We start from the raw sequence: 19,020 nt of genomic DNA, 5'->3' as shown, positions 1-19,020 counted from the left end.
TTGGCTTTTTATGTGCACACGTTGCCGGGAACGTTGCCGGATTTTAAATTTCAGGTGTCGATTTATGATTATTGGTTAAACTGAAATCGGGGTGTTCTCTGTAAGGCACCGTCTTAGTTGATAACAACTGAGGACGGATCACGTTTTATTTGCACTATTGAATTGAAAGCATATAATTGGGATCTGTTTACTGAAAAATGTAGTATATTCCCTATTAGGATAGAAATATAAAACTTTTATCTTATTGATTTGGATTAATTTGACTTCCCCTTGGAGACAATTACAATAAAAGATATAGCCCGTGCGCTCAATTTATCTACTTCCACGGTTTCCCGTGCGTTGAGGAATAGCTATGAGATTAATGCTGAGACGAAGAAGCTGGTGATGGAGTATGCGGAAAAAATGAATTACAGGCCTAATCCGATTGCACTAAGTCTGAGAGATAGCAAGAGTAAGTCGATAGGTGTTATTATTCCTGAAATTGCCAACAATTTTTTCTCACAGCTTATCAATGGAATAGAGTCGATCGCTTATAGTTTAGGTTACCATACAGTTATTTTTCAAAGTAATGAGTCATATGAGCGGGAAGTAGCAAATACAAATTATCTGGTATCCAGGAAAGTAGATGGTTTACTGGTTTCGCTGTCAAGTCTTACCACCGATCTTGTGCATTTTGAGGAATTGATAGAGAAAGGCTTGCCTATCGTTTTTTTTGACAGGGTTCCTAATCATATCGAAACGCATAAGGTAGTCGTGGATAACTACATGGCAAGCTATGAAGCCACAGAGCATCTGATTCAGTCGGGAAGACGGCGAATTGCACATATCACCAGCCCGATTTACCTTTCTATTACAACAGAAAGGCTTGCCGGTTACCGTAAAGCGTTGGAAGATAATGGTATAACTTTTGATGAATCATATGTGAAGTATTGTCATCATGGCGGAAAACTCACAACAGAGAATGAAGCTGCGGTGCTTGAATTACTGAGTATGCCGGCGCCACCTGATGCTATCCTGGCTGCCAGTGACCGGCTTACGTCTGGTTGCTTGTCGGTATTACATAAAAACCACATACGGATTCCGGAAGAAATTGCCTTGGTCGGTTTTACCAATATTGGTGTGGCTGATTTACTCAATCCTCCTCTTACCGCCGTCGTGCAACCTGCTATGGAAATGGGACAGCAGGCAGTAGAACTTCTGATCGGGCTCATAGAAAACCCCAAAAAGAACAGCAAGTTCGAAACGCGGTCGTTCAAAGCCTCATTGATGGTACGTGAGTCTTCTGCCAAAAGTCGTAATGAGTAATATCCAATAAATTTCAATGTTATGAATGGTCCAAAGACCATCAGTCTGCCATTAGAAGGTGGTTTGTTCAATTTCCGCGTGGCCGGTGTTGCTATCTTCAATAATCAGATTTTGCTACATAAAACTCCTTCTGACAATTTCTGGAGCTTGCCTGGCGGCAGGGTAGATATATTTGAATTTACAAAGGATACACTGCTTCGCGAAATGATGGAGGAGACAGGAATCCAGGCAGATGTGACAGATCTGATGTGGGTTGTTGAGAATTTTTTTGGATACAATGGGAGACGCTACCATGAAATCGGCTTTTACTACAGAATGCTGCTACCGGATTCCATAAGCCAGGAAGATTTCCAAACCATCGAGGCGGATACACATTTGCAGTTTCACTGGCATTCTATTGACAGGCTCCATGAAATTAAAGTTTATCCGGATTTTATCACCGCAGAGATGATCAGAGGCACCCATGCTACCAGACATATTTCTCTGGATTTTAAGGATCTTCATATTGTCTGAATTTTTCTTGTAACGACTAACGAGAAAATAGAAATAAAAAATAATACCCTATTAACTTTGTAGGTTAAGTAGTCTTAATATATATTTGTCCCATATCTAATTCAACCCTGGCAATTATGTATTACGAAATTGAAGATGAAGTAGGCAACGTTTCCACACTGCAACTGCGGGAAAGACATGAAGAGGAAGAGATAGAGGTGATCAAACCAGGTGATTTTGCGCCACTGTTTTATCTGAAGCCGGATGAAGGTTTCCAGGTCACTTCCATATCCGGCTCAAATGAATCCCGATCGTTGATAGAATTACTTAGAATACGTCCCGTTGTATTGAGTTTTTATTGCACCTGCTGGGGAAGCTACGCACCAAAACATCTTCGTATGCTGCAGGAAATGGCACCAAAAATAGAAGCTTTGGGCGGTCAGCTGATCATATTATCCAATGAGTCGCCCAAGCGTATTGAACGTCTTTCAAAAAAGCTGGATACTGAATTATCTATCTACCACGACCATGACCGGAATGTAGCGCGAACGTATGGTGTATATTCTGAAACTTCACCCATTTGGGATCGGATTGCAGGTATATCGGAGGAGGTATTCACACCTTCTTTATTTGTAATTGGCAAGGACAGACGTATTTCGTATACATTCGTGGACGAAAATTTTGACCATCAGCCTGATATAAAAGCCATATTGAAGCAGGTGTATTCATGGAGGAATAAAAAATAGTCTGATATAATCTCAGATGCACATCCGTATCACGCTCACTGCTATCAGTTATATTTGAAGCAGGATAAATGTGATACGGTTTTTTTTTGTCTTTTTAGAAGTTTATATCATATCGGAAATGAGTGTTTCAGACACAGGGGTAATCCTGAAATCAAAGCTTCCCGAAGTAGGGACAACTATATTTACCCATATGTCGAAACTGGCGGAGGAGTATAGCGCTATTAATCTTTCTCAGGGATTCCCGGAATTTGATTGTTCGCCTGAGCTTCAGAAGCTATTGGGGAAATATGTTGGCTCCGGGAAAAATCAATATGCTCCTATGGCAGGCATTATGCCCCTGCGGGAAGCTATTTCAGAAAAAGTATACAATGCTTGCGGACTTACTTATCATCCTGAAACCGAGATTACGATCACGAGCGGGGCTACTGAAGCGCTTTATGTAGCCATTAGTACAATAGTGCATCCAGGTGACGAGGTCATCGTGTTCGAACCAGCTTATGATAGTTACGTGCCGGCTATTAAAATGAATGGAGGTATTCCGGTTTTTGTTACACTAAGTCCGCTCTACAACCGGATTAACTGGACTGAAGTTGCGGCACTTTTCACTGAAAAAACCCGGGCAGTCATTATCAATACGCCACACAATCCTACGGGGAAAGTTTGGTCTGAAGAGGATATGAAGGAGCTTGGAGCACTGGCTCAGAAGCACGATGTACTGGTGATCAGTGATGAAGTGTATGAGCATATTATTTTCGATAACCATAAGCATGTTTCAGCTTCATCCATCCCGGCACTTGCGGAAAGGACATTTGTATGCGGGTCCTTTGGTAAGACTTTTCATATCACAGGTTGGAAAGTAGGTTACTGTCTGGCGCCCAAATCATTGACTGAAGAATTCAGGAAGATCCATCAGTATATTGTTTTCAGTGTGAATACACCTGCCCAGTTCGCCATTGCTGAATATTTGTCAGAACCTAGGCATTATCTGGAGCTGTCCGCATTTTATGAAGCTAAAAGGGATTTATTCATACAAGCAATTGACGGCACAGGATTGATCGTAAAACCATCAGAAGGAAGTTTTTTCCAGAATGTCTATTATGGAAATTTGTCGGATGAGCATGATTTGGCTTTGGCTGAAAGATTAACCAGAGAAGCAGGTTTAGCTTCGATACCCATCTCCTCATTTTATTATTCCAATTCGGATTACAGAGTGCTCAGGTTTTGTTTTGCTAAAAATGATGATACGCTTTCCAAAGGCGCAGAATTATTACATAGAGTGCATTGGAAGGGGTAGAACATTCATGTAAGTTGTTTGTCATACGGTAGAGTGTCGCCATATTCACATGACAAATTTCGGTTAAGATGAAAACAATTAATTACAGGTAACCTGAAAGCATCCCATTGCAAGTGGGCGCAAAACCTGAAATTTTATATTTTAACAAACAGAAAGACTTCAGGTATTTTGAAATGAAAGTAACTTAGTTGAATGGCTACGTGGTGATAAGATTATGCTCAATGAAACCATTGGCTCAGGATTTCAACAAAGTTCAATTTCATCCGGTCGCTCTTTTCTTAACGGATTTTAGCTTGCTGAAACGATTACTTTTCTAAGGCTATTTTTTAAATAGCAAAGCTTTAATGGGTTGAATACGTGTGATGATAAGTGTTGGTATCATCAGAATAAGTGCAGATACAACAATGGTTACTATATTGACAAGCGCGAATACCGGCCAGTCGAATACAATGGGTACAGTGTCCATGTAATAATTTACCGGATCCAATTTGATCAGATTGAATTCGTGCTGCAACCAGCAAAACAGAAGTCCTACGACATTTCCTATTAGCAAGCCTTTCCTTACCATATGTAAACCCACTTGAAAAAAGATCATCCGGATCTGTCCGTTCGGGCTGCCCAATGTTTTTAGCAAGCCGATCAGGGGTGTTCTTTCCATGATCATCACCAGCAGAATGGAGATCATATTGAAACATGCTACAAAGAGTATCAGCCCAAGAAATACAGCCGTATTTCGATCCAAAAGGATAAGCCAGTCGAAGATCTGGGGGAAACTGGTAGTTACCTTTTGAAGATATACTGCGGGTGGAAGTACTTTTCTTAATCTGTTGGAAACCTCATCTAATTTTTCGAAATCCTTTACATAAATCTCATAGGTACCCACAGAATCGGGTCCCCAGTTGTTGAGCCTTTGCACCAATCCGAGATCGCCGATCATCAGAATGTCGTCAAATTCTTCCATCTGCGTATCGTAAATTCCTGCTATGGTGAGTTTACGCGGGCGGGGCGGGTTCTGAAGTGAATACATAATCACATCATCTCCTGACTTGAGTCTGAGCTGGGATGCTATTTTCTGACTGATAATTACCTCGGAAGAATAACCGTAATTTTTTGATGAGGAATCCTTGTAAGTGAGTAAATGGCCATCTATCAGATTTTTTCCAAACGTCTCCCAATCATAATCTTTGCCTACTCCTTTCAGCACCACTCCTTTGATTTCATCCGGCGTTTTGAGTATACCTGATTTTTTTGCGACTACCTGCCAGTGTGCTATTTCCGGAATTTTGGGTAATTCTTCGGCTATGGGATTGTGAATATTAAGCGGTCCTTCCTCATAAGTATTTCCCATTACAAATGCACTAATATTGATATGTGCACCGAAGAGGAATATTTTTTGCTGTATGGTTTGCTTGAATCCGAAGAGCACCGCAAAAGAGATGATGCCTACTGCTACGCCTATGGCAATACTGGCTGTTCCGATACGGGACACCGTTGCAGAAAATGAGCCTGCCTCATTATGGCGAATTCGTTTGGCGATGAATGAGGGAAATTGCAAGGGTAGTGAATCGGTTAAATTTTTTGTTATCGGCAAAAATAGCAAAAATATGCCCTCGGAATTCTTTTTGGTTTATCGAATATCTAAGATAGAAGAGGGAGCGGGAGATGTAGGATAGGTTTCTGACAACTCCTTATGCTGAATTTTTGTTAAGTTGCGGACGGATTCTTTTTGATTTTTCACGATTCTACAACAGATCGCATATTATATGCCACAAATTAAAGTTGCTTCGGGTGTGGTGAATCAGACACCAATGTCTTGGGACACCAACACAAAAAATATTATTTCTGCAATTGAGGAAGCACGGAAACAAAATGTAAGTGTGTTGTGTTTGCCGGAGCTTTGTATCACAGGATATGGTTGTGAAGATTATTTCTTTGCGCCTGATCTGGTGGAGCAGGCTGAGAGATGCCTTCTGGATATTGTACATGAAACAAGTGGGATTATAGTAGCGGTAGGTTTGCCGGTTAGGCATAACAATAGCTTATACAATGCTGCCTGCCTGATCGCAAATAAGCAGATCGTCGGTTTTTATTGTAAACAGAATCTTGCCAATAATGGTATTCACTACGAAGCAAGATGGTTCCGTCCCTGGCAGCAGGGAGTAGTAGATGCTATAGAAATCAATCAAATGACGTATCCGATTGGAGATGTTATTTTTGATTTGGCTGGCAGTCCGCTGCAAGGTGGCTCCAAAGGTGTCAGAATTGCTTTTGAGATATGTGAAGATGGATGGGTAGCCAATCGGCCTGCCCGCAGACATTACGAGCGTGGAGTGGATATAATCCTGAATCCGAGCGCCAGTCATTTTGCTTTCAATAAGTTCATGACCAGAGAGCGATTAGTAGTGGATGCTTCAAGAACATTTGCGTGTACTTACATCTATACCAATTTGCTCGGAAACGAAGCGGGCAGAGCTATTTATGACGGTGATGCAATGGTGGCTACAAACGGAGAATTGCTGGTAAGCAGTCCGCGTTTCAGTTATGAAGACTTTCTTGTGACGACCGCTGTGATTGATACGGAATATACAAGATTAAGTCAGATTCAGAATATCATTGCACCACCCACCAAAGACAAAAGCTGGCTGGCCACTGGCCGATTCGAGTTTCCGGATATTGAGCCTGTAATACCTCAGGTAGCAGATATGGAGCCATTTGAGAGGGGAGGAGCTATTAAGGAAGAGGAATTTGCTAGAGCGGTTTGTCTTGGACTTTTCGACTATCTAAGAAAGAGCCGTTCGAATGGTTTTACCATATCGTTATCAGGTGGAGCTGATTCCTGTGCATGCACTGCATTATGTGGTTTGATGATCCGACTTGCTGATGAAAGTATCGGCATTGATAGAGTAAAGGAAAAGCTGTCCTATATTAAAGGAGTACAGTCAGCTCAGACAGAGGAAGATATGGCATTGGTTTTGATTCAGAATATTTATCAGGGAACAGAAAACAGCTCTGAGGATACACTGGAATCGGCCCGGTCACTGGCGCTTTCCATTGGATCAAAATTCTATAACATCAATATTAATGGTCTTGTTGAAACTTACAGAGGTTTGATAGAAGAGCAGATAGACAGAAAATTAAGTTGGGATGATGATGATATTGCCCTGCAAAACATTCAGGCGAGGGTACGTGCTCCGGGCGTGTGGTTGCTGACTAACCTTTCCAATCATTTGCTTTTGGCTACCTCTAACCGTTCGGAAGTAGCTGTTGGATATGCAACTATGGATGGTGATACATCCGGGAGTATTAGCCCATTGGCTGGTATTGATAAACATTATCTGAGGTCTTGGCTGCGCTGGCTGGAAACCGTTGGCTGTGAGGTGAAGGGAAAGCATATCAAGATCGAAGGTTTGCGTAAAGTCAACAGCTTACAACCTACTGCGGAACTAAGACCTCTGGATCAAAATCAGACGGACGAAGTTGATTTGATGCCTTATGATTTCCTGGATGCTTTGGAGAAACTGGCTATTCGCGATAAAAAATCGCCGATCGAATCATTTAAAGGAATGTTGGTTCGATACAGAGAAATGTATGAGATAGAAAGAATTCATCATTGGACTGAGCGGTTTTTCAGATTATGGAGTCGGAATCAGTGGAAACGCGAGCGGTATGCACCGTCATTTCACCTGGATGATCGGAATCTGGACCCCCGTTCATGGTGTCGATTCCCGATTTTGTCTGGTGGCTTCGATAAGGAACTTAAAGAGCTCAGCGAGTACGTTCAGGGGAATATGAATGCGGGAAGTAAAAAGAGAATAGGATTTTAATTTGACCTAGGATAAACGCACTATATGGCTGGCCTACAGATGGACCAGCCATATATTTTTACATTTTGTTGCAAAACCTGATACCCGCCTGAATACCTACCCAACCATAGTTTTTAGAATTATTATCAGGTTTTCTCCCGAGCCAGGACGGGCGTAGCACATGATCGGAAATACCGATCCGTCCTGATTCGGATGCACTATACCAGTTTACTGAAGGACCGGCAAAGAAGGCAAATCGGGATCCCAGTTTTTTTTCAGCGCTTAGAGAAAACCGAAATAGTCCGGCTGGTACATCATCTATTTTCTGACCTTTAAATAAAACAGCGTTTGCAGTTAAATCCGCATTAATACCCCATCCTTTTCCAAGATTTTGAGCAGTTCCGAATCCATATCCTATTGTTCCGATCTGATTTCGGTCAGAAAAACCATTGATGCCCAGCGCAAAAATATTATAGAATCGAGATACGCCCGTTTTAAAATGAAAGGAGAAACGGTCGAACTCGTTGGTGCCAAATTCATATCTCCGATACCCGCCGTACCTGACAAAGCTAAAGAACCCGAATGGGATAGTCTTTGAATAATTAGCATAATTAACTGCACCGATCTGATGCCCCGATTCAACGGTGTGGGCATAGTTATATACGCCTGAAAGCTGATAACCCGTCAGGGTGCCAACGACTACGTTGCCAACACCTGCAACCTGAAAACCACGAAAATTACGTCCTGTATAATTGATCAGGTTTGAACCCTGAAAGCCTGTAAAATTACCGAGTGTAAGATTGACCATACTCCCATATTGAAATCCGATGACGTCATTTCCTACCACATTACCGATACCAGCCAGCTGAAATCCGGTCACATTTCCTCTTACTACATTCAGAAATGCACCAAGTTCAAACATGTTGACACCCAAGGAGTAGCCTGCAAACAGGTTCAGCGATATGTCGTTGACAATGTTTCCGCTCAATTGCCGGTTTGTTCCTAAAAATGGTAGAACTGAGGCCTGGAAAGGTCGATGTAGTGTGTCTGTTATATTACGGATATTGATAGCCTGCCGCGCAGATGCAAAGGCATTCTGAACCTCTGTTTGCAGATGGATATATGTCATCCTCAGTTTTTCATAACGAAGTGCATCTGTTCTTCTAACTTCGGCGATCTGACCGGAATCCAAAGAAGGTAAATTGTACTGAGGAATAGTAATCAGTTGATGCAGAGAATCAGCACGTTGGCTAATCCGCAGTGCCTGGATTTCGAGCGGTTTGAGTGTGTCCGGATTCAGACCAATGGGCATATAGGCATCCTTTCTGCCAGGCAGCGGTATAGATCTGGCGATATAGTCTTCTTTTCTTACTTCGAGGCGTAGTGATGTTTTTGAAACCGGAAGTCTTATTCTATAAAAGCCATATTGATTACTGATGGTGGAAGCCAAGGTAACAGATTCATAGATACTCGCGTTTGCTAATTTCTCTCCGGTTTTTTCATCAATCACATAGCCGTTCAGATTGAAGTTTTCTGGTATAGCATCTTCCTTCTCTGCAGGTGCATTTTGTAATATAATATACTTACGCCTTTCTTTAAAGACCACTTTGCCTTTGAATATATCATTCAGAATTTCTCTGATAGTCTGGTTACTGGCATTTAGTGAAACAGTCTTTTTTACGTCTACGGCGTCAGGACTGTAGGAAAAACTGAAACCACCCAAACCACCGATTCGCTGCAAAACCTGGTCTATGGGCTGGTTACTGATGCGTATAGAAATTTTCTTTTCCAGAGTATTCTGCGCATACGAGGCCTGAATGCTGAGCAGTAAGCTAAAAATGAAAGAGATAAAGAGGTATTTATTCTTCAAAACTGGTATTGTTTGTGATGATAGCATACATGTTACTGGCAGCTGTTTCCGTCAAGCCAGTAGATATCTCCCTCTTTTCTGATTTTGAGATTCATAGTCTCGGCAATTACCCCCAGGGTAGCATCCACAGGTTCTTTTTCAAACCGTATTGTCAGCCTGCATTGTGCGGTCTTTTTGTCAGATAGCCTTAAATCGATGTGATAACCATTTCTGATAGATGAAACCACATCCTCCAGATCGGTAGCAACAAAGTCATAGACCTGTGTTCTGTAACCCATTTTGTTCAAATCCGGCATGATACTTCTCACGGTATCCTTTACTACTACAGCACTTTCTCCTTTGCTCAGTTTGAGTTTCGTTTCTCCTTTGGTGACTGATACTTTACCGGTTTCTACATCTATACGGACAGGTTCTTCCGCATAAGCCTTCACATTGAAAGATGTACCCAGTACCTGCACCTGAGTACCATTGGCATCAATGATAAAAGGATGAGCAGCATCAGGCTGTATGTCAAAAAAGGCTTCTCCTTTCAGTATTACTTTTCTTTCCCTTCCATCAAAATGCTCAGGATATGTAAGCGTGGAATGATAATTCAGAAATACTTTTGAACCATCCGGTAAAATTTCCTCTCTGGTATTTTCAGTTGTTGCGAGTTGAAGAGATTGATTTGCAGAAGGTTGCAGTATATACCAACCATAGGCCATCATTATTGCTGATATGACTGCTGCTGCCCACAATACCACCGGTTTTTTCTTATTGGTGATGAGCGGAGATGTGCTGTCCAGTTGCTTTACTTTACCTCTTTCATCGGTTTGCGAAGGAATAGAATCCATCCGGCTCTTCACTTTGTTCCAGGCCAGATCGGTATTGACAGGGAATTTTCCCCGCTGTATTTTTTCGGTTTGTTCCCATAGAATTCTATAGCCTTCAAATTCTTGTACATGTTCGTCAGATATAGCCAGCCAGGCTTGTACCTGTTGTATTTCTGAATCAGATGCTGTTTGGGCAAGGTAGCGCGCCAACAACTCTTCCGGTATTTGGTCATGAGTATTCTTCATGTTTACGGCTTGATTAGTTGTTGGATAAACAGGTAAAAAGAAACGAACACGGAGGGAAGATATGCAGCAAGTTCAACGCGCAGGATTTTTAATGCTTTTCCTATCTGATTTTCAACAGTTTTAATTGATATACCCAATTTGTCAGCGATTTCCTGGTATTTAAGTTCCTCAAAACGACTCATTCGAAACGCTTTCTGGCATTGTTCTGGCAGCGTGCTCACCACTTTTTCAATTCGTTCTTCCAATTCGTTGGCATGAATTGCCTCTGTTACCTGATCGTAGGATTGTGCCGAAAACTGAAGGCTGTAATCGCGGTGTGCTTCACGTACTGTCGCATGCTTGAACCGGTTGAGGCAATGATTGTGTACTGCTCTGTACAAATATGATTTCAGAGAAAGTGTAATTTCCAGTTCGGTGTGTTTCTCCCAAATGGTGAAGAAAACGTGTTGTACCACTTCTTCTGCCTCGTCCTGATCTTTCAACAGGGAGCAGGCATAGTGGCATAACCTCTCGTAATATTTGTGAAAGGTCAGTTCAAATGCCTTTTCATCACCCTGCCTGATCGCAGTGACAACATCCGGGTCTGTAGGGTGCAATGTTTTGTACTTTTGGTTCGGGGCCAAAAATAGGTAATCTCTTTCGATTACAGTATTTTTAAATACAAGAGCGGTTGCAGACACTGTTATAATTTCATTTTGTCATATGACAATCCACTACACGATAACCCCTATGCTGATGAGAGTCAGAGCAAGAAATTATCTGCTTTCGTTGATAATACGATTCGGGCTATAGCTGTATGAGCCAGCACTTTATTTGATCATGCCATATCGTACACGTGCAGCTTTTTTTGACATGCCATCGTAGTGCCACCATTCTGTAGTATTCTGTGTGAAACCAGCCTGTGTCATGGCTGATCGCAGAATTTTTCTATTGGCAATTTGTTTTGATGTGAGTTTGCCTTGTCGCAGCATTTCGGCCTCAGACCGTGGGTAGGCGAGGGGGCCAAAGTAATCGTATTTGGTTCCCATATCCAAAGCAACCCCTTTTTCATCGGCCACCGTCAGGTCAATAGCGCAGCCAAAGTTATGATTGGATCCTATTTTCGGATCTGCTACATATTGCGTTTTACTGCCTTCCGGAATTTTGAGCAGGTCGAGCGCTTTCCAAAGTTCATATTGAACCGAATTGGGACGTGCGGCATCGTATACGAGAAAATGATAACCAGGTTTGGCTTTTTGTAAAAGTTGGTGTGCTTTTACAAGGCGAGCTCCCATCTCCGGTTGCAGGTAAGCGCGTGTAAGATCCCCGTATACATCTTTACCTACAAAATTATCCGTAGTAGAATATTTCAAATCGACAAGGATAGTCGGATCCAGCTCCTGTATATCAACGAGTCCCTGGCTGATCATTCTCTGTTCTACCTCCGGAAGTTTTGCAGTTGAGCGGACCTTATTTTCTTTCTGACCATAGCTGCTCAGAAAAATCAGATTACAAAAAATCAAAAGTGCAGGACGCACAAAAAAATGAATAACTTTTACCATAGCCGGCAAAGATATTCATTAATGTAAACGGAGCAACAGGACTTGGTAGGATCTGATCAGTATCTTTTCAATTTGAAACTGGTAAGTCCACCTTCATAGTTGATCTGTATTTTATTTGCGGCTGATTCGTATCCGCTGGTTCTATATAAACCGTCACTTATTTTTTCAAGACCGTCCAGTTCTTTAGAATTAAGTGCACCGTCAAAACGCATCTCGCACCCACTTGTTCTGGGAATTTCAAGTTTTACCGATGCTACGCCTGCCTCAATTTCTACATCTGTTTTGGAATATTTGTCTCCCAATTTAATATCCATATCGGCTACGCCTGTACTCACTTTCAATTTCTCAAGCTGGTAGTTGGTAAAATCAAAATCCCCTTCTCCAGCACCTATTCCAAGATCAATGGTCCAGACAGGTTTGGTATTTAAACGGATTTTTGCCTCGTTGGACATTTTGCCATTTTTGATCTTGATATTCCCTTCCTCCATTTTCAGATTCACAGTTACACTGTTTTCCAGCTTGTTCACCGAAGTGTTGGATTGGAAGCCTACAAATGTACTTCGGGTTGAAGCATCAAATAATTTATCTGTATAGCCATTTACAGAAAAAGATCCAGCTCCTCCTTCCAGGTTGAGAGTGGCCTTTTGAACAAATTCCTCCATTTCATACTGAAATGATCTGTTGATGGCCTTCCCGTCTTTACGGCTCCGGTCTTCCAGATATGCATTGTCATCATCGCTGGTATCTTCGTTGTCATTATCCCGGTGGTGTCTTCTATCGTGGTGATCGTCGTCATCCCAGTCAAAATTCCAATTACGATTATTGAACTTATCGTTGGTTTTATTCGCGAGTCCGCCAAAAACTGCCAGCGTAATCAGCAAAGCAACTAGTCCGCCGGATGCGCCACTTGCAGTCCGGGAAATAAGAAGTACTACACCGGCGACGATAAGAAGTACAGGCCAGTAGGGCAATACTTCGCTCCACTGGATGTGTATCAGATTCATATTTCGCAGGAGCCAGAACGTACCGAACAAAACCAGTAATCCTCCCCATACAATACCTCTGGATGTTTTCATGGCTTATATATTTGAATGGTTTGATGTTCCTGACTTCAGAAAGTTTTTAACAAGAAGCAAGCCTCCTGCAACGATCATGATAATGGGTGTCAGATAATTCCCGAAGTCAAAATCAGTAAGTTCCTGTATCAGAAAGAGGGCGCCGACAACAATCAGCATGACTCCCCAGAAAATGTTTTTAAAGTTCATGGCGCTATGTTTTAATGGTTAGTTATCAATTATTAATGGTTGATGGCCGGAACTGGTCAGCTTAATTCACCTTGATAATCCGATCATCATCTTCATCATCTGGCTTTTTATTTTCAGGATCTTCCGGAAATCGGGAAGGTGAATCGGATGATGAAAATGGTGTATATGGCTGCGGTTCCGGTTCAACAGGTGCCGGATCTACGGGTTCTGTAGGAGGTGGAGTGGTTGGATATACAGTATTGTTATTGCTTTCCTGAGCTTTGTCGCGTTGGCGCAGGATTAAAAATGCTCCTACAACAATTAGTGCGATTGGCCAGAAATAAGATTTGATCTGGTACCAAATAGGCAGATCGTCAAGCAGCATCAAGGCGCCGAACAAAATCAGGGCTCCTCCCAGAATCATAATCGTCTGATCCGAACGTTTCTTGTCAGATGCCGGATCACTCGGTTTGAATGAATGTGAATCAAAACTTACTGTATTGTTATATGGGACAGACGGACCTGTAGGTAACACAGCCCATAAAATGATATATAAAATCCCTGTCCATCCGAAGCTTGGAGGTATTGGAAGAAATAACATGACTACAAATAGAACGCGGATGATCACTACGTCTATCTGAAAATATTGAGCAATACCGGATGCTACTCCTCCAAATACTGCCTGGTCTGGGATTCTGTGCAATTTCTTTTCCATAGTTGGTTCAGTGTTTATTTGCAATCAAAGGTAGTTGGTAATGCAAGATACTGAAAACTGGAAAATTATTATCGGTAATGTAGCGTGTTGAAAGGTTATTTTAAGTGGTAACTTGAATTTCGAGCAGGTGATGAGCTGATAGTCATACATTCTCTAACCATTAATTAGACAGAATAGCTTGTCTATTGTTCTTCCAGCGCTTCCAGGATATCCATCATACTACCGAAGTCTTTGTAACCCGGACGGATTTCTTCACTTCCTCTGAGTGCAATACCAAGCTTAGGGAAAATTTCAGTAAGTGCGGTGACAGAGAATTCATTATCCAGACCAAAACCTGTAAGTAGCGGGTATTCTTCGGAAAGGTGTCCCAGCACCTGCATCCACTCCTCTGAGAGTGTTGCTTCACTGTCACTTTCCAAGAGGAAATGAGTTACGTCGGACTCATACCTGCTTAGGATAGATTCTATTTCCGAAGCATCGTAGGTATCAACACTTACACGCAGCAATAAAGGAAGATTGAGCTCGCTGTGTAAATAGCTTAAAATTCCCGAATCTTCTACCTGCAGAGCATGAACCGGGTATTGACTTAATGTATCAATGATTTTAGCAGGGTCTTCCTGTGCAGTTTCTGCGACCAGTGTGACACCGGCAAGCCAGGAACAAATATCCTCAAACTTCTTGGGGCTGATATAATTAGGGGAGTCTTCATCAATGGAAAAACCAAGCATTTCAACACCCATTCCAGCGCAGTAGCGGGCATCGGAAAGGTTAGTAACGTTGCTGATCTTTACGGTTCTGGTAAGCATATTCGATTACAGTTTATCGCGCAAAGATAAGTCAATGCTTCTGAAAATGTAACGCTTTTTGCTTATAGCAAATTGAAATTAGCAGAATGTAGACCTAGTATTAGGTGCTATAAGAGCTTAACTTACTCGTTGCTAATTTGAGAGCTTCTTCCATTAAAAAACCTCTCAAACTTAAATCAAAGTCAATTTCGGGCCAGTGAATACCGTAATCAGAAATCTGATACTGGTCGAGATGATACTCAATGGCATTATGTAGCTGAGGAAAGTCAGAAAGTTTACGCTGAATGATTTGGCCATTATTTAAGAAGAATAGTGCGATGTCTAAATCTGTTAAAAAACCGAAGTGCTTTATTTTTAAGTTCGTCTCAATAATAATCTTATCAAATTCATCATTACATACCATAATGTCTTCATTCATATCATCGGCCAGTATATCAGATAGTTCTTTACTGATTGAAGGTTTCATGCCAGGATTTGATAATGGTTTCATAATTTTCTATGATAATATCAATGATTTGACGCAACTCATTTTTCTTAAATCCATGATTGTAGGACAATTGTATGATTGGTACCAAGATAATTCTTGCATCATTTTGCCCTCTTGAAACATGAATATGTATTGGTTCATGCTCATTCATGAAAAAGTAGAAACGATATCCATGTAAGAATAAAACGGTTGGCATATAAAATTAACTATTAAAATCATATACTAAAATACAAGGAGGAACATGAATTTATAGTCTGTGTTCCTCCTTGTATTTTAGTTATTACTTCGCTGAAAACTTATACACTGTGGTAGTGCGGTAAGTATCGCCAGGTTTTAAAGAAGTGCTTGGGAATTGTGGTTGATTAGGAGCATCCGGATAATGTTCAGTTTCAAGGCAAAGGCCAAATCTCTTAAAGAATGTAGCACCTTTACCTGACAGACTTCCGTCCAGGAAGTTCCCTGAGTAAAACTGAACGGCAGGCTCCGTAGTGAATACTTCCATAAAACGTCCGCTTTCAGGATCCTTTACGGTTGCAAAAGGAATTAGTCCTTTGTTTGTACGGTTGATCACCCAGCAATGATCGTATCCTCCACCGTTTTTGATTTGCTCATCTTCAGTTTTGTCAATGCCTGTACCCACCACAGTAGGTTTCCTGAAATCGAACGGCGTACCTTCTACAGCTCTTAATTTACCTGTCGGGATCAACTCCTTGTTTACGGGCACAATGCTGTCAGAAAGAATAGTTACTTCATGACCAAGAATATCACGTTTCAAGCCGGTCAGATTGAAATAGGAATGGTTGGTGAGGTTAATAACAGTTTCCTTATCGGTAGTTGCAGTATAGTCAATACTAATCGAATTCTCGTTAGTAAGTTTGTAAACCACAGTCACAGTGAGATTTCCTGGATATCCTTCTTCCATGTCCTTGCTGGTATATTCCAGTTTCAAACCTACAGTCGAATCCTCTTTTACTTCAGTCGCTTTCCATAATACTTTATCAAAACCTTTGATGCCTCCATGCAGAGAATTCGGTCCGTTATTGATCGCAAGCTTATATTCAGTCCCGTTCAACGTAAATTTTCCGTTAGCGATACGGTTGCCAAAACGCCCTACCAAAGCACCGAAAAACGGATGCTCTTCCAGATAAGGAGCAAGGGAGTCAAAACCAAGCACAACATCTGCCCATTCTCCCTTTTTGTCAGGCGCGGTAAGTTTCGTAATAATACCACCATAGTTCGTGATATTCACGGTCATGCCGTTTTTGTTTGTCAGCGTATATAAATCTGCTGTTTGTCCGTCGGGAAGTTCTCCGAATACTTCTTTCGAAATGGTACTGATCATCTCTTGTTTATCATTGGTTTTTGAGCAGCTGGCCAAAGCAAGTCCAACCAGTGCTGTGAATAAATAGGTAATTCTTTTCATGCGGCGGATTTAGGTTTAATATTGATAATAGGTTGAATTGAGCCTGCTATTCCTAAACAGCCTCAGATTTTAAAAGTAAAGTTCTTCCGTACCATCTGTGATTTTCACGCGATAGCATGGCAGGTCTATACCAAACTTCGATTTATAGCCTTGTTTCATTTTATCTTCAAAAGCATCAACACTGTCTTTTTTAATCAGATTAATCGTACAGCCACCAAATCCGCCTCCCATCATGCGTGCTCCCAGTACATCATCATTTTCGATTGTCTGCTCAACCAGATAGTCAAGTTCGGGACAACTCACTTCATAATCATGCTGAAGACCACGGTGTGTTTCATACATTTTTTTTCCGAAGCTTTCCAGATCGCCGGCAATCAGCATATTACATGCATCCGTTACACGTTGAATTTCGCTGGTTACATATTTGCATCTGCGGTATACAACATCACCCATTTCATCCTGATGTGCTTCAACTGTTTCGGGAGAAACATCTCTCAGACTCTGGATAGACGCATCATATTTCCGGAGGATTGCGATCCCTTTTTCGCATTCCAGGCGCCTGGTATTGTATTCTGAACTGGCCAGAGAATGTTTGACGCTCGTGTCACAAAGCACCAGCAGGTATTCATCCATCGGGAATGGATAGTATTCAAAATCAAGGCTACGGCAGTCCATTTTCATTACAGATTCCTTTTTGCCAAATGTGGAGGCAAACTGATCCATGATACCGCTTTGCAGGCCGATAAACTCATTCTCCACTTTTTGCCCCATTTTCACAATATCCCATTTTGTGAGGCCGAGTGAGAACATTTCATTTAATGCAAAAAACAGGCAACATTCCAATGCAGCTGAAGATGACATGCCTGCACCTGCCGGAACATCTCCACCGAATGTGGCCTGGAAACCACCAATGGATTTACCTATTTTCTGAAGCTGATCTACTACTCCCAGCTGGTACAGAGGCCACGACTTTTTAGGTTTACTCAGGTCATCCAGTGTAAAACTGTAGGTATCGTTAAAGTCCGCCGCGTGAAGAATTACCTGATTGTCATTACGCGGAGCAATCACAAAATAAACCGCTTTGTCAACACTTGCGGGCAATACAAAACCATCGTTGTAGTCGGTATGCTCTCCGATCAGGTTGATTCTTCCGGGTGAACGAAAAATGCGGGGTGCCGGTGAATGATCTGAATTTCCGAAATGGATATAATATTTTTCTCTGATTTGTTCAGCTACACTTATTGATGTATTAGACATGCGGTTAGTTATTGGGCATAAATAGTAATATCTGGTTAATATCCTTTGGCCAGATTAATCTGGTCAAATATATCACTGCCATTTTCGATTGCAAAGATGTTGTTCAGGAATAAATCTACTTTTCCCAAATGTTCGTCTGCGCGCCCACCTCCTGTATGCTGTGTGAGAATCACATTTTTCATTTCCCAAAGTGGACTATCCGCAGGCAAAGGTTCAATATCTGTTACGTCGAGCACGGCTCCATCCAGATGCCCATTGTTAATTGCATCTAACAGCGCTTGTTCGTCCGTAGTACTGCCGCGACCAACGCTGGCATACACAGCACCTTTTTTTATTGTTTTGAAAAAATCAGCATCTGCAAATTTTACGGCTGTACCCGGCAAAGTGTTTATCACCAGATCAGCATGCGGCAATTCATTAAAAAGTTCTTCACGACTTCTGAGTGTTGCATCCGGTGATGTTCGGGCGTGCAGATGCGTATAGGTACCAAAGCCTTTGAGAATCTCATTCATCGCCTGACCTATGGTTCCTGCTCCAAGAATAATGGCATTCTGGCCGTGTAAAATACGGAGATTGGCCCGTAGTCTGGCGCCAACCCATTCTGATTTTTGTTGTAGCAATATCAGGTCCTGTAGCCCCCTGTAAAGAGCAAGTACCCCGCCGATAATCGTTTCAGCGCAGGGGCGTGCAAACCAGTTTCCCATGTTTGCTACTTTGACCTGCTCAGGCAGGGAAATGGATGCATATTGATCAAAACCAGCGGAATCAAGTTGCCAGAACTGCAGATTCGGAGAAACATTTTCAAACCATTTTACGGGTGGGTTTCCAAGAATGAAATCAGCTTTCCTGAATGTATTTTCTGCTTCATCATCGGATGTCAATTGTGAGTGAAACACAATTTCATATTTGGGTGACAAAGCATCAACCAGTTTGCTGCGAAGAGATTCTGTCAGTGTTGAATGGCAATAAATAATCATTT

Annotated in this window: 19 protein-coding genes; 5 read left to right on the top strand and 14 right to left on the bottom strand. The window is 41.8% G+C overall.

The window, feature by feature from the left end; genetic code table 11:
* Nucleotides 1-270 precede the first annotated feature (270 nt).
* The 4 genes from AC1XUE_RS08805 (at nucleotide 271) to AC1XUE_RS08790 (ending at nucleotide 3,837) form a co-directional block, all read left to right on the top strand.
* Nucleotides 271-1,305: a LacI family DNA-binding transcriptional regulator gene (locus AC1XUE_RS08805; RefSeq protein WP_483355564.1), complete on the top strand. Its 1,035-nt coding sequence runs from the start codon at nucleotides 271-273 to the stop codon at nucleotides 1,303-1,305.
* A 21-nt stretch (nucleotides 1,306-1,326) separates the two neighbouring features.
* A complete protein-coding gene (locus AC1XUE_RS08800) occupies nucleotides 1,327-1,818 on the top strand; it encodes an NUDIX hydrolase (RefSeq protein ID WP_483355563.1) in 492 nt (163 codons plus the stop codon).
* 116 nt (nucleotides 1,819-1,934) lie between these two features.
* Nucleotides 1,935-2,543: a redoxin domain-containing protein gene (locus AC1XUE_RS08795; RefSeq protein WP_483355562.1), complete on the top strand. Its 609-nt coding sequence runs from the start codon at nucleotides 1,935-1,937 to the stop codon at nucleotides 2,541-2,543.
* A 118-nt stretch (nucleotides 2,544-2,661) separates the two neighbouring features.
* Entirely contained in the window at nucleotides 2,662-3,837 is a 1,176-nt protein-coding gene (locus AC1XUE_RS08790; protein WP_483355561.1) for a methionine aminotransferase, read from the top strand.
* A gap of 319 nt (nucleotides 3,838-4,156) precedes the next feature.
* Here AC1XUE_RS08790 and AC1XUE_RS08785 read toward each other — a convergent pair whose 3' ends face one another.
* Nucleotides 4,157-5,392, bottom strand: coding sequence for an ABC transporter permease (locus AC1XUE_RS08785; protein WP_483355560.1), 1,236 nt, complete (start codon nucleotides 5,390-5,392; stop codon nucleotides 4,157-4,159).
* A 208-nt stretch (nucleotides 5,393-5,600) separates the two neighbouring features.
* Between AC1XUE_RS08785 and nadE the strand changes: the two genes are divergently transcribed.
* Nucleotides 5,601-7,661 carry an NAD(+) synthase gene (gene nadE / locus AC1XUE_RS08780; protein WP_483355559.1) on the top strand — a complete coding sequence of 687 codons (2,061 nt, stop codon included), beginning with the start codon at nucleotides 5,601-5,603 and terminating at the stop codon, nucleotides 7,659-7,661.
* Nucleotides 7,662-7,719: 58 nt separating this feature from the next.
* Here the strand turns inward: nadE and AC1XUE_RS08775 are convergent, their stop codons facing one another.
* The 13 genes from AC1XUE_RS08775 to AC1XUE_RS08715 form a co-directional block, all read right to left on the bottom strand.
* Nucleotides 7,720-9,510: an STN and carboxypeptidase regulatory-like domain-containing protein gene (locus AC1XUE_RS08775; RefSeq protein ID WP_483355558.1), complete on the bottom strand. Its 1,791-nt coding sequence runs from the start codon at nucleotides 9,508-9,510 to the stop codon at nucleotides 7,720-7,722.
* A gap of 32 nt (nucleotides 9,511-9,542) precedes the next feature.
* The gene (locus AC1XUE_RS08770; protein ID WP_483355557.1) at nucleotides 9,543-10,568 is read right to left on the bottom strand and encodes a FecR family protein; all 1,026 of its coding nucleotides are present in this window, start codon (nucleotides 10,566-10,568) and stop codon (nucleotides 9,543-9,545) included.
* A gap of 2 nt (nucleotides 10,569-10,570) precedes the next feature.
* Nucleotides 10,571-11,164 carry an RNA polymerase sigma-70 factor gene (locus AC1XUE_RS08765; RefSeq protein WP_483355556.1) on the bottom strand — a complete coding sequence of 198 codons (594 nt, stop codon included), beginning with the start codon at nucleotides 11,162-11,164 and terminating at the stop codon, nucleotides 10,571-10,573.
* A gap of 213 nt (nucleotides 11,165-11,377) precedes the next feature.
* Nucleotides 11,378-12,109 carry a M15 family metallopeptidase gene (locus AC1XUE_RS08760; RefSeq protein WP_483355555.1) on the bottom strand — a complete coding sequence of 244 codons (732 nt, stop codon included), beginning with the start codon at nucleotides 12,107-12,109 and terminating at the stop codon, nucleotides 11,378-11,380.
* A gap of 56 nt (nucleotides 12,110-12,165) precedes the next feature.
* Nucleotides 12,166-13,185, bottom strand: a complete 1,020-nt coding sequence (locus AC1XUE_RS08755) for a LiaF transmembrane domain-containing protein (RefSeq protein WP_483355554.1) — start codon at nucleotides 13,183-13,185, stop codon at nucleotides 12,166-12,168.
* A 3-nt stretch (nucleotides 13,186-13,188) separates the two neighbouring features.
* A complete protein-coding gene (locus tag AC1XUE_RS08750) occupies nucleotides 13,189-13,374 on the bottom strand; it encodes a LiaI-LiaF-like domain-containing protein (protein ID WP_483355553.1) in 186 nt (61 codons plus the stop codon).
* A 61-nt stretch (nucleotides 13,375-13,435) separates the two neighbouring features.
* Complete coding sequence (locus AC1XUE_RS08745) at nucleotides 13,436-14,068, bottom strand: PspC domain-containing protein (protein ID WP_483355552.1); 633 nt, start codon at nucleotides 14,066-14,068, stop codon at nucleotides 13,436-13,438.
* A 182-nt stretch (nucleotides 14,069-14,250) separates the two neighbouring features.
* The gene (locus tag AC1XUE_RS08740) at nucleotides 14,251-14,874 is read right to left on the bottom strand and encodes a hypothetical protein (RefSeq protein ID WP_483355551.1); all 624 of its coding nucleotides are present in this window, start codon (nucleotides 14,872-14,874) and stop codon (nucleotides 14,251-14,253) included.
* A 100-nt stretch (nucleotides 14,875-14,974) separates the two neighbouring features.
* Entirely contained in the window at nucleotides 14,975-15,364 is a 390-nt protein-coding gene (locus tag AC1XUE_RS08735) for a DUF2442 domain-containing protein (protein WP_483355550.1), read from the bottom strand.
* On the bottom strand, nucleotides 15,321-15,512 hold the full coding sequence (locus AC1XUE_RS08730) for a DUF4160 domain-containing protein (protein WP_483356010.1): 192 nt from the start codon (nucleotides 15,510-15,512) through the stop codon (nucleotides 15,321-15,323). The genes AC1XUE_RS08735 and AC1XUE_RS08730 overlap by 44 nt, the downstream gene beginning before the upstream one ends.
* 129 nt (nucleotides 15,513-15,641) lie before the next feature.
* Nucleotides 15,642-16,784 (bottom strand): aldose epimerase family protein, encoded by a 1,143-nt coding sequence (locus AC1XUE_RS08725; RefSeq protein WP_483355549.1) that lies wholly within the window; start codon nucleotides 16,782-16,784, stop codon nucleotides 15,642-15,644.
* A gap of 69 nt (nucleotides 16,785-16,853) precedes the next feature.
* Nucleotides 16,854-18,041 carry a galactokinase gene (locus AC1XUE_RS08720; RefSeq protein ID WP_483355548.1) on the bottom strand — a complete coding sequence of 396 codons (1,188 nt, stop codon included), beginning with the start codon at nucleotides 18,039-18,041 and terminating at the stop codon, nucleotides 16,854-16,856.
* A 35-nt stretch (nucleotides 18,042-18,076) separates the two neighbouring features.
* Entirely contained in the window at nucleotides 18,077-19,018 is a 942-nt protein-coding gene (locus AC1XUE_RS08715) for a D-2-hydroxyacid dehydrogenase (RefSeq protein ID WP_483355547.1), read from the bottom strand.
* Between the last annotated feature and the right edge of the window lie 2 nt (nucleotides 19,019-19,020).

This window comes from Dyadobacter sp. HNCC25DJ187 (assembly GCF_056895255.1).
The sequence above is the reverse complement of the archived record's forward strand: the minus strand, read 5'-3'. Positions and strand labels throughout refer to the sequence as shown.

What these genes read in the sequence shown, in the direction of transcription:
- AC1XUE_RS08795 (WP_483355562.1), top strand. Translation starts at nt 1,935, where the DNA reads ATGTATTACGAAATTGAAGATGAAGTAGGCAACGTTTCCACACTGCAA.
- AC1XUE_RS08725 (WP_483355549.1), bottom strand. Translation starts at nt 16,784, where the DNA reads ATGAAAAGAATTACCTATTTATTCACAGCACTGGTTGGACTTGCTTTG.
- AC1XUE_RS08770 (WP_483355557.1), bottom strand. Translation starts at nt 10,568, where the DNA reads ATGAAGAATACTCATGACCAAATACCGGAAGAGTTGTTGGCGCGCTAC.
- AC1XUE_RS08720 (WP_483355548.1), bottom strand. Translation starts at nt 18,041, where the DNA reads ATGTCTAATACATCAATAAGTGTAGCTGAACAAATCAGAGAAAAATAT.
- nadE (WP_483355559.1), top strand. Translation starts at nt 5,601, where the DNA reads ATGCCACAAATTAAAGTTGCTTCGGGTGTGGTGAATCAGACACCAATG.
- AC1XUE_RS08745 (WP_483355552.1), bottom strand. Translation starts at nt 14,068, where the DNA reads ATGGAAAAGAAATTGCACAGAATCCCAGACCAGGCAGTATTTGGAGGA.
- AC1XUE_RS08730 (WP_483356010.1), bottom strand. Translation starts at nt 15,512, where the DNA reads ATGAATGAGCATGAACCAATACATATTCATGTTTCAAGAGGGCAAAAT.
- AC1XUE_RS08800 (WP_483355563.1), top strand. Translation starts at nt 1,327, where the DNA reads ATGAATGGTCCAAAGACCATCAGTCTGCCATTAGAAGGTGGTTTGTTC.
- AC1XUE_RS08715 (WP_483355547.1), bottom strand. Translation starts at nt 19,018, where the DNA reads ATGATTATTTATTGCCATTCAACACTGACAGAATCTCTTCGCAGCAAA.
- AC1XUE_RS08740 (WP_483355551.1), bottom strand. Translation starts at nt 14,874, where the DNA reads ATGCTTACCAGAACCGTAAAGATCAGCAACGTTACTAACCTTTCCGAT.
- AC1XUE_RS08750 (WP_483355553.1), bottom strand. Translation starts at nt 13,374, where the DNA reads ATGAACTTTAAAAACATTTTCTGGGGAGTCATGCTGATTGTTGTCGGC.
- AC1XUE_RS08735 (WP_483355550.1), bottom strand. Translation starts at nt 15,364, where the DNA reads ATGAAACCATTATCAAATCCTGGCATGAAACCTTCAATCAGTAAAGAA.
- AC1XUE_RS08760 (WP_483355555.1), bottom strand. Translation starts at nt 12,109, where the DNA reads ATGGTAAAAGTTATTCATTTTTTTGTGCGTCCTGCACTTTTGATTTTT.
- AC1XUE_RS08790 (WP_483355561.1), top strand. Translation starts at nt 2,662, where the DNA reads ATGAGTGTTTCAGACACAGGGGTAATCCTGAAATCAAAGCTTCCCGAA.
- AC1XUE_RS08755 (WP_483355554.1), bottom strand. Translation starts at nt 13,185, where the DNA reads ATGAAAACATCCAGAGGTATTGTATGGGGAGGATTACTGGTTTTGTTC.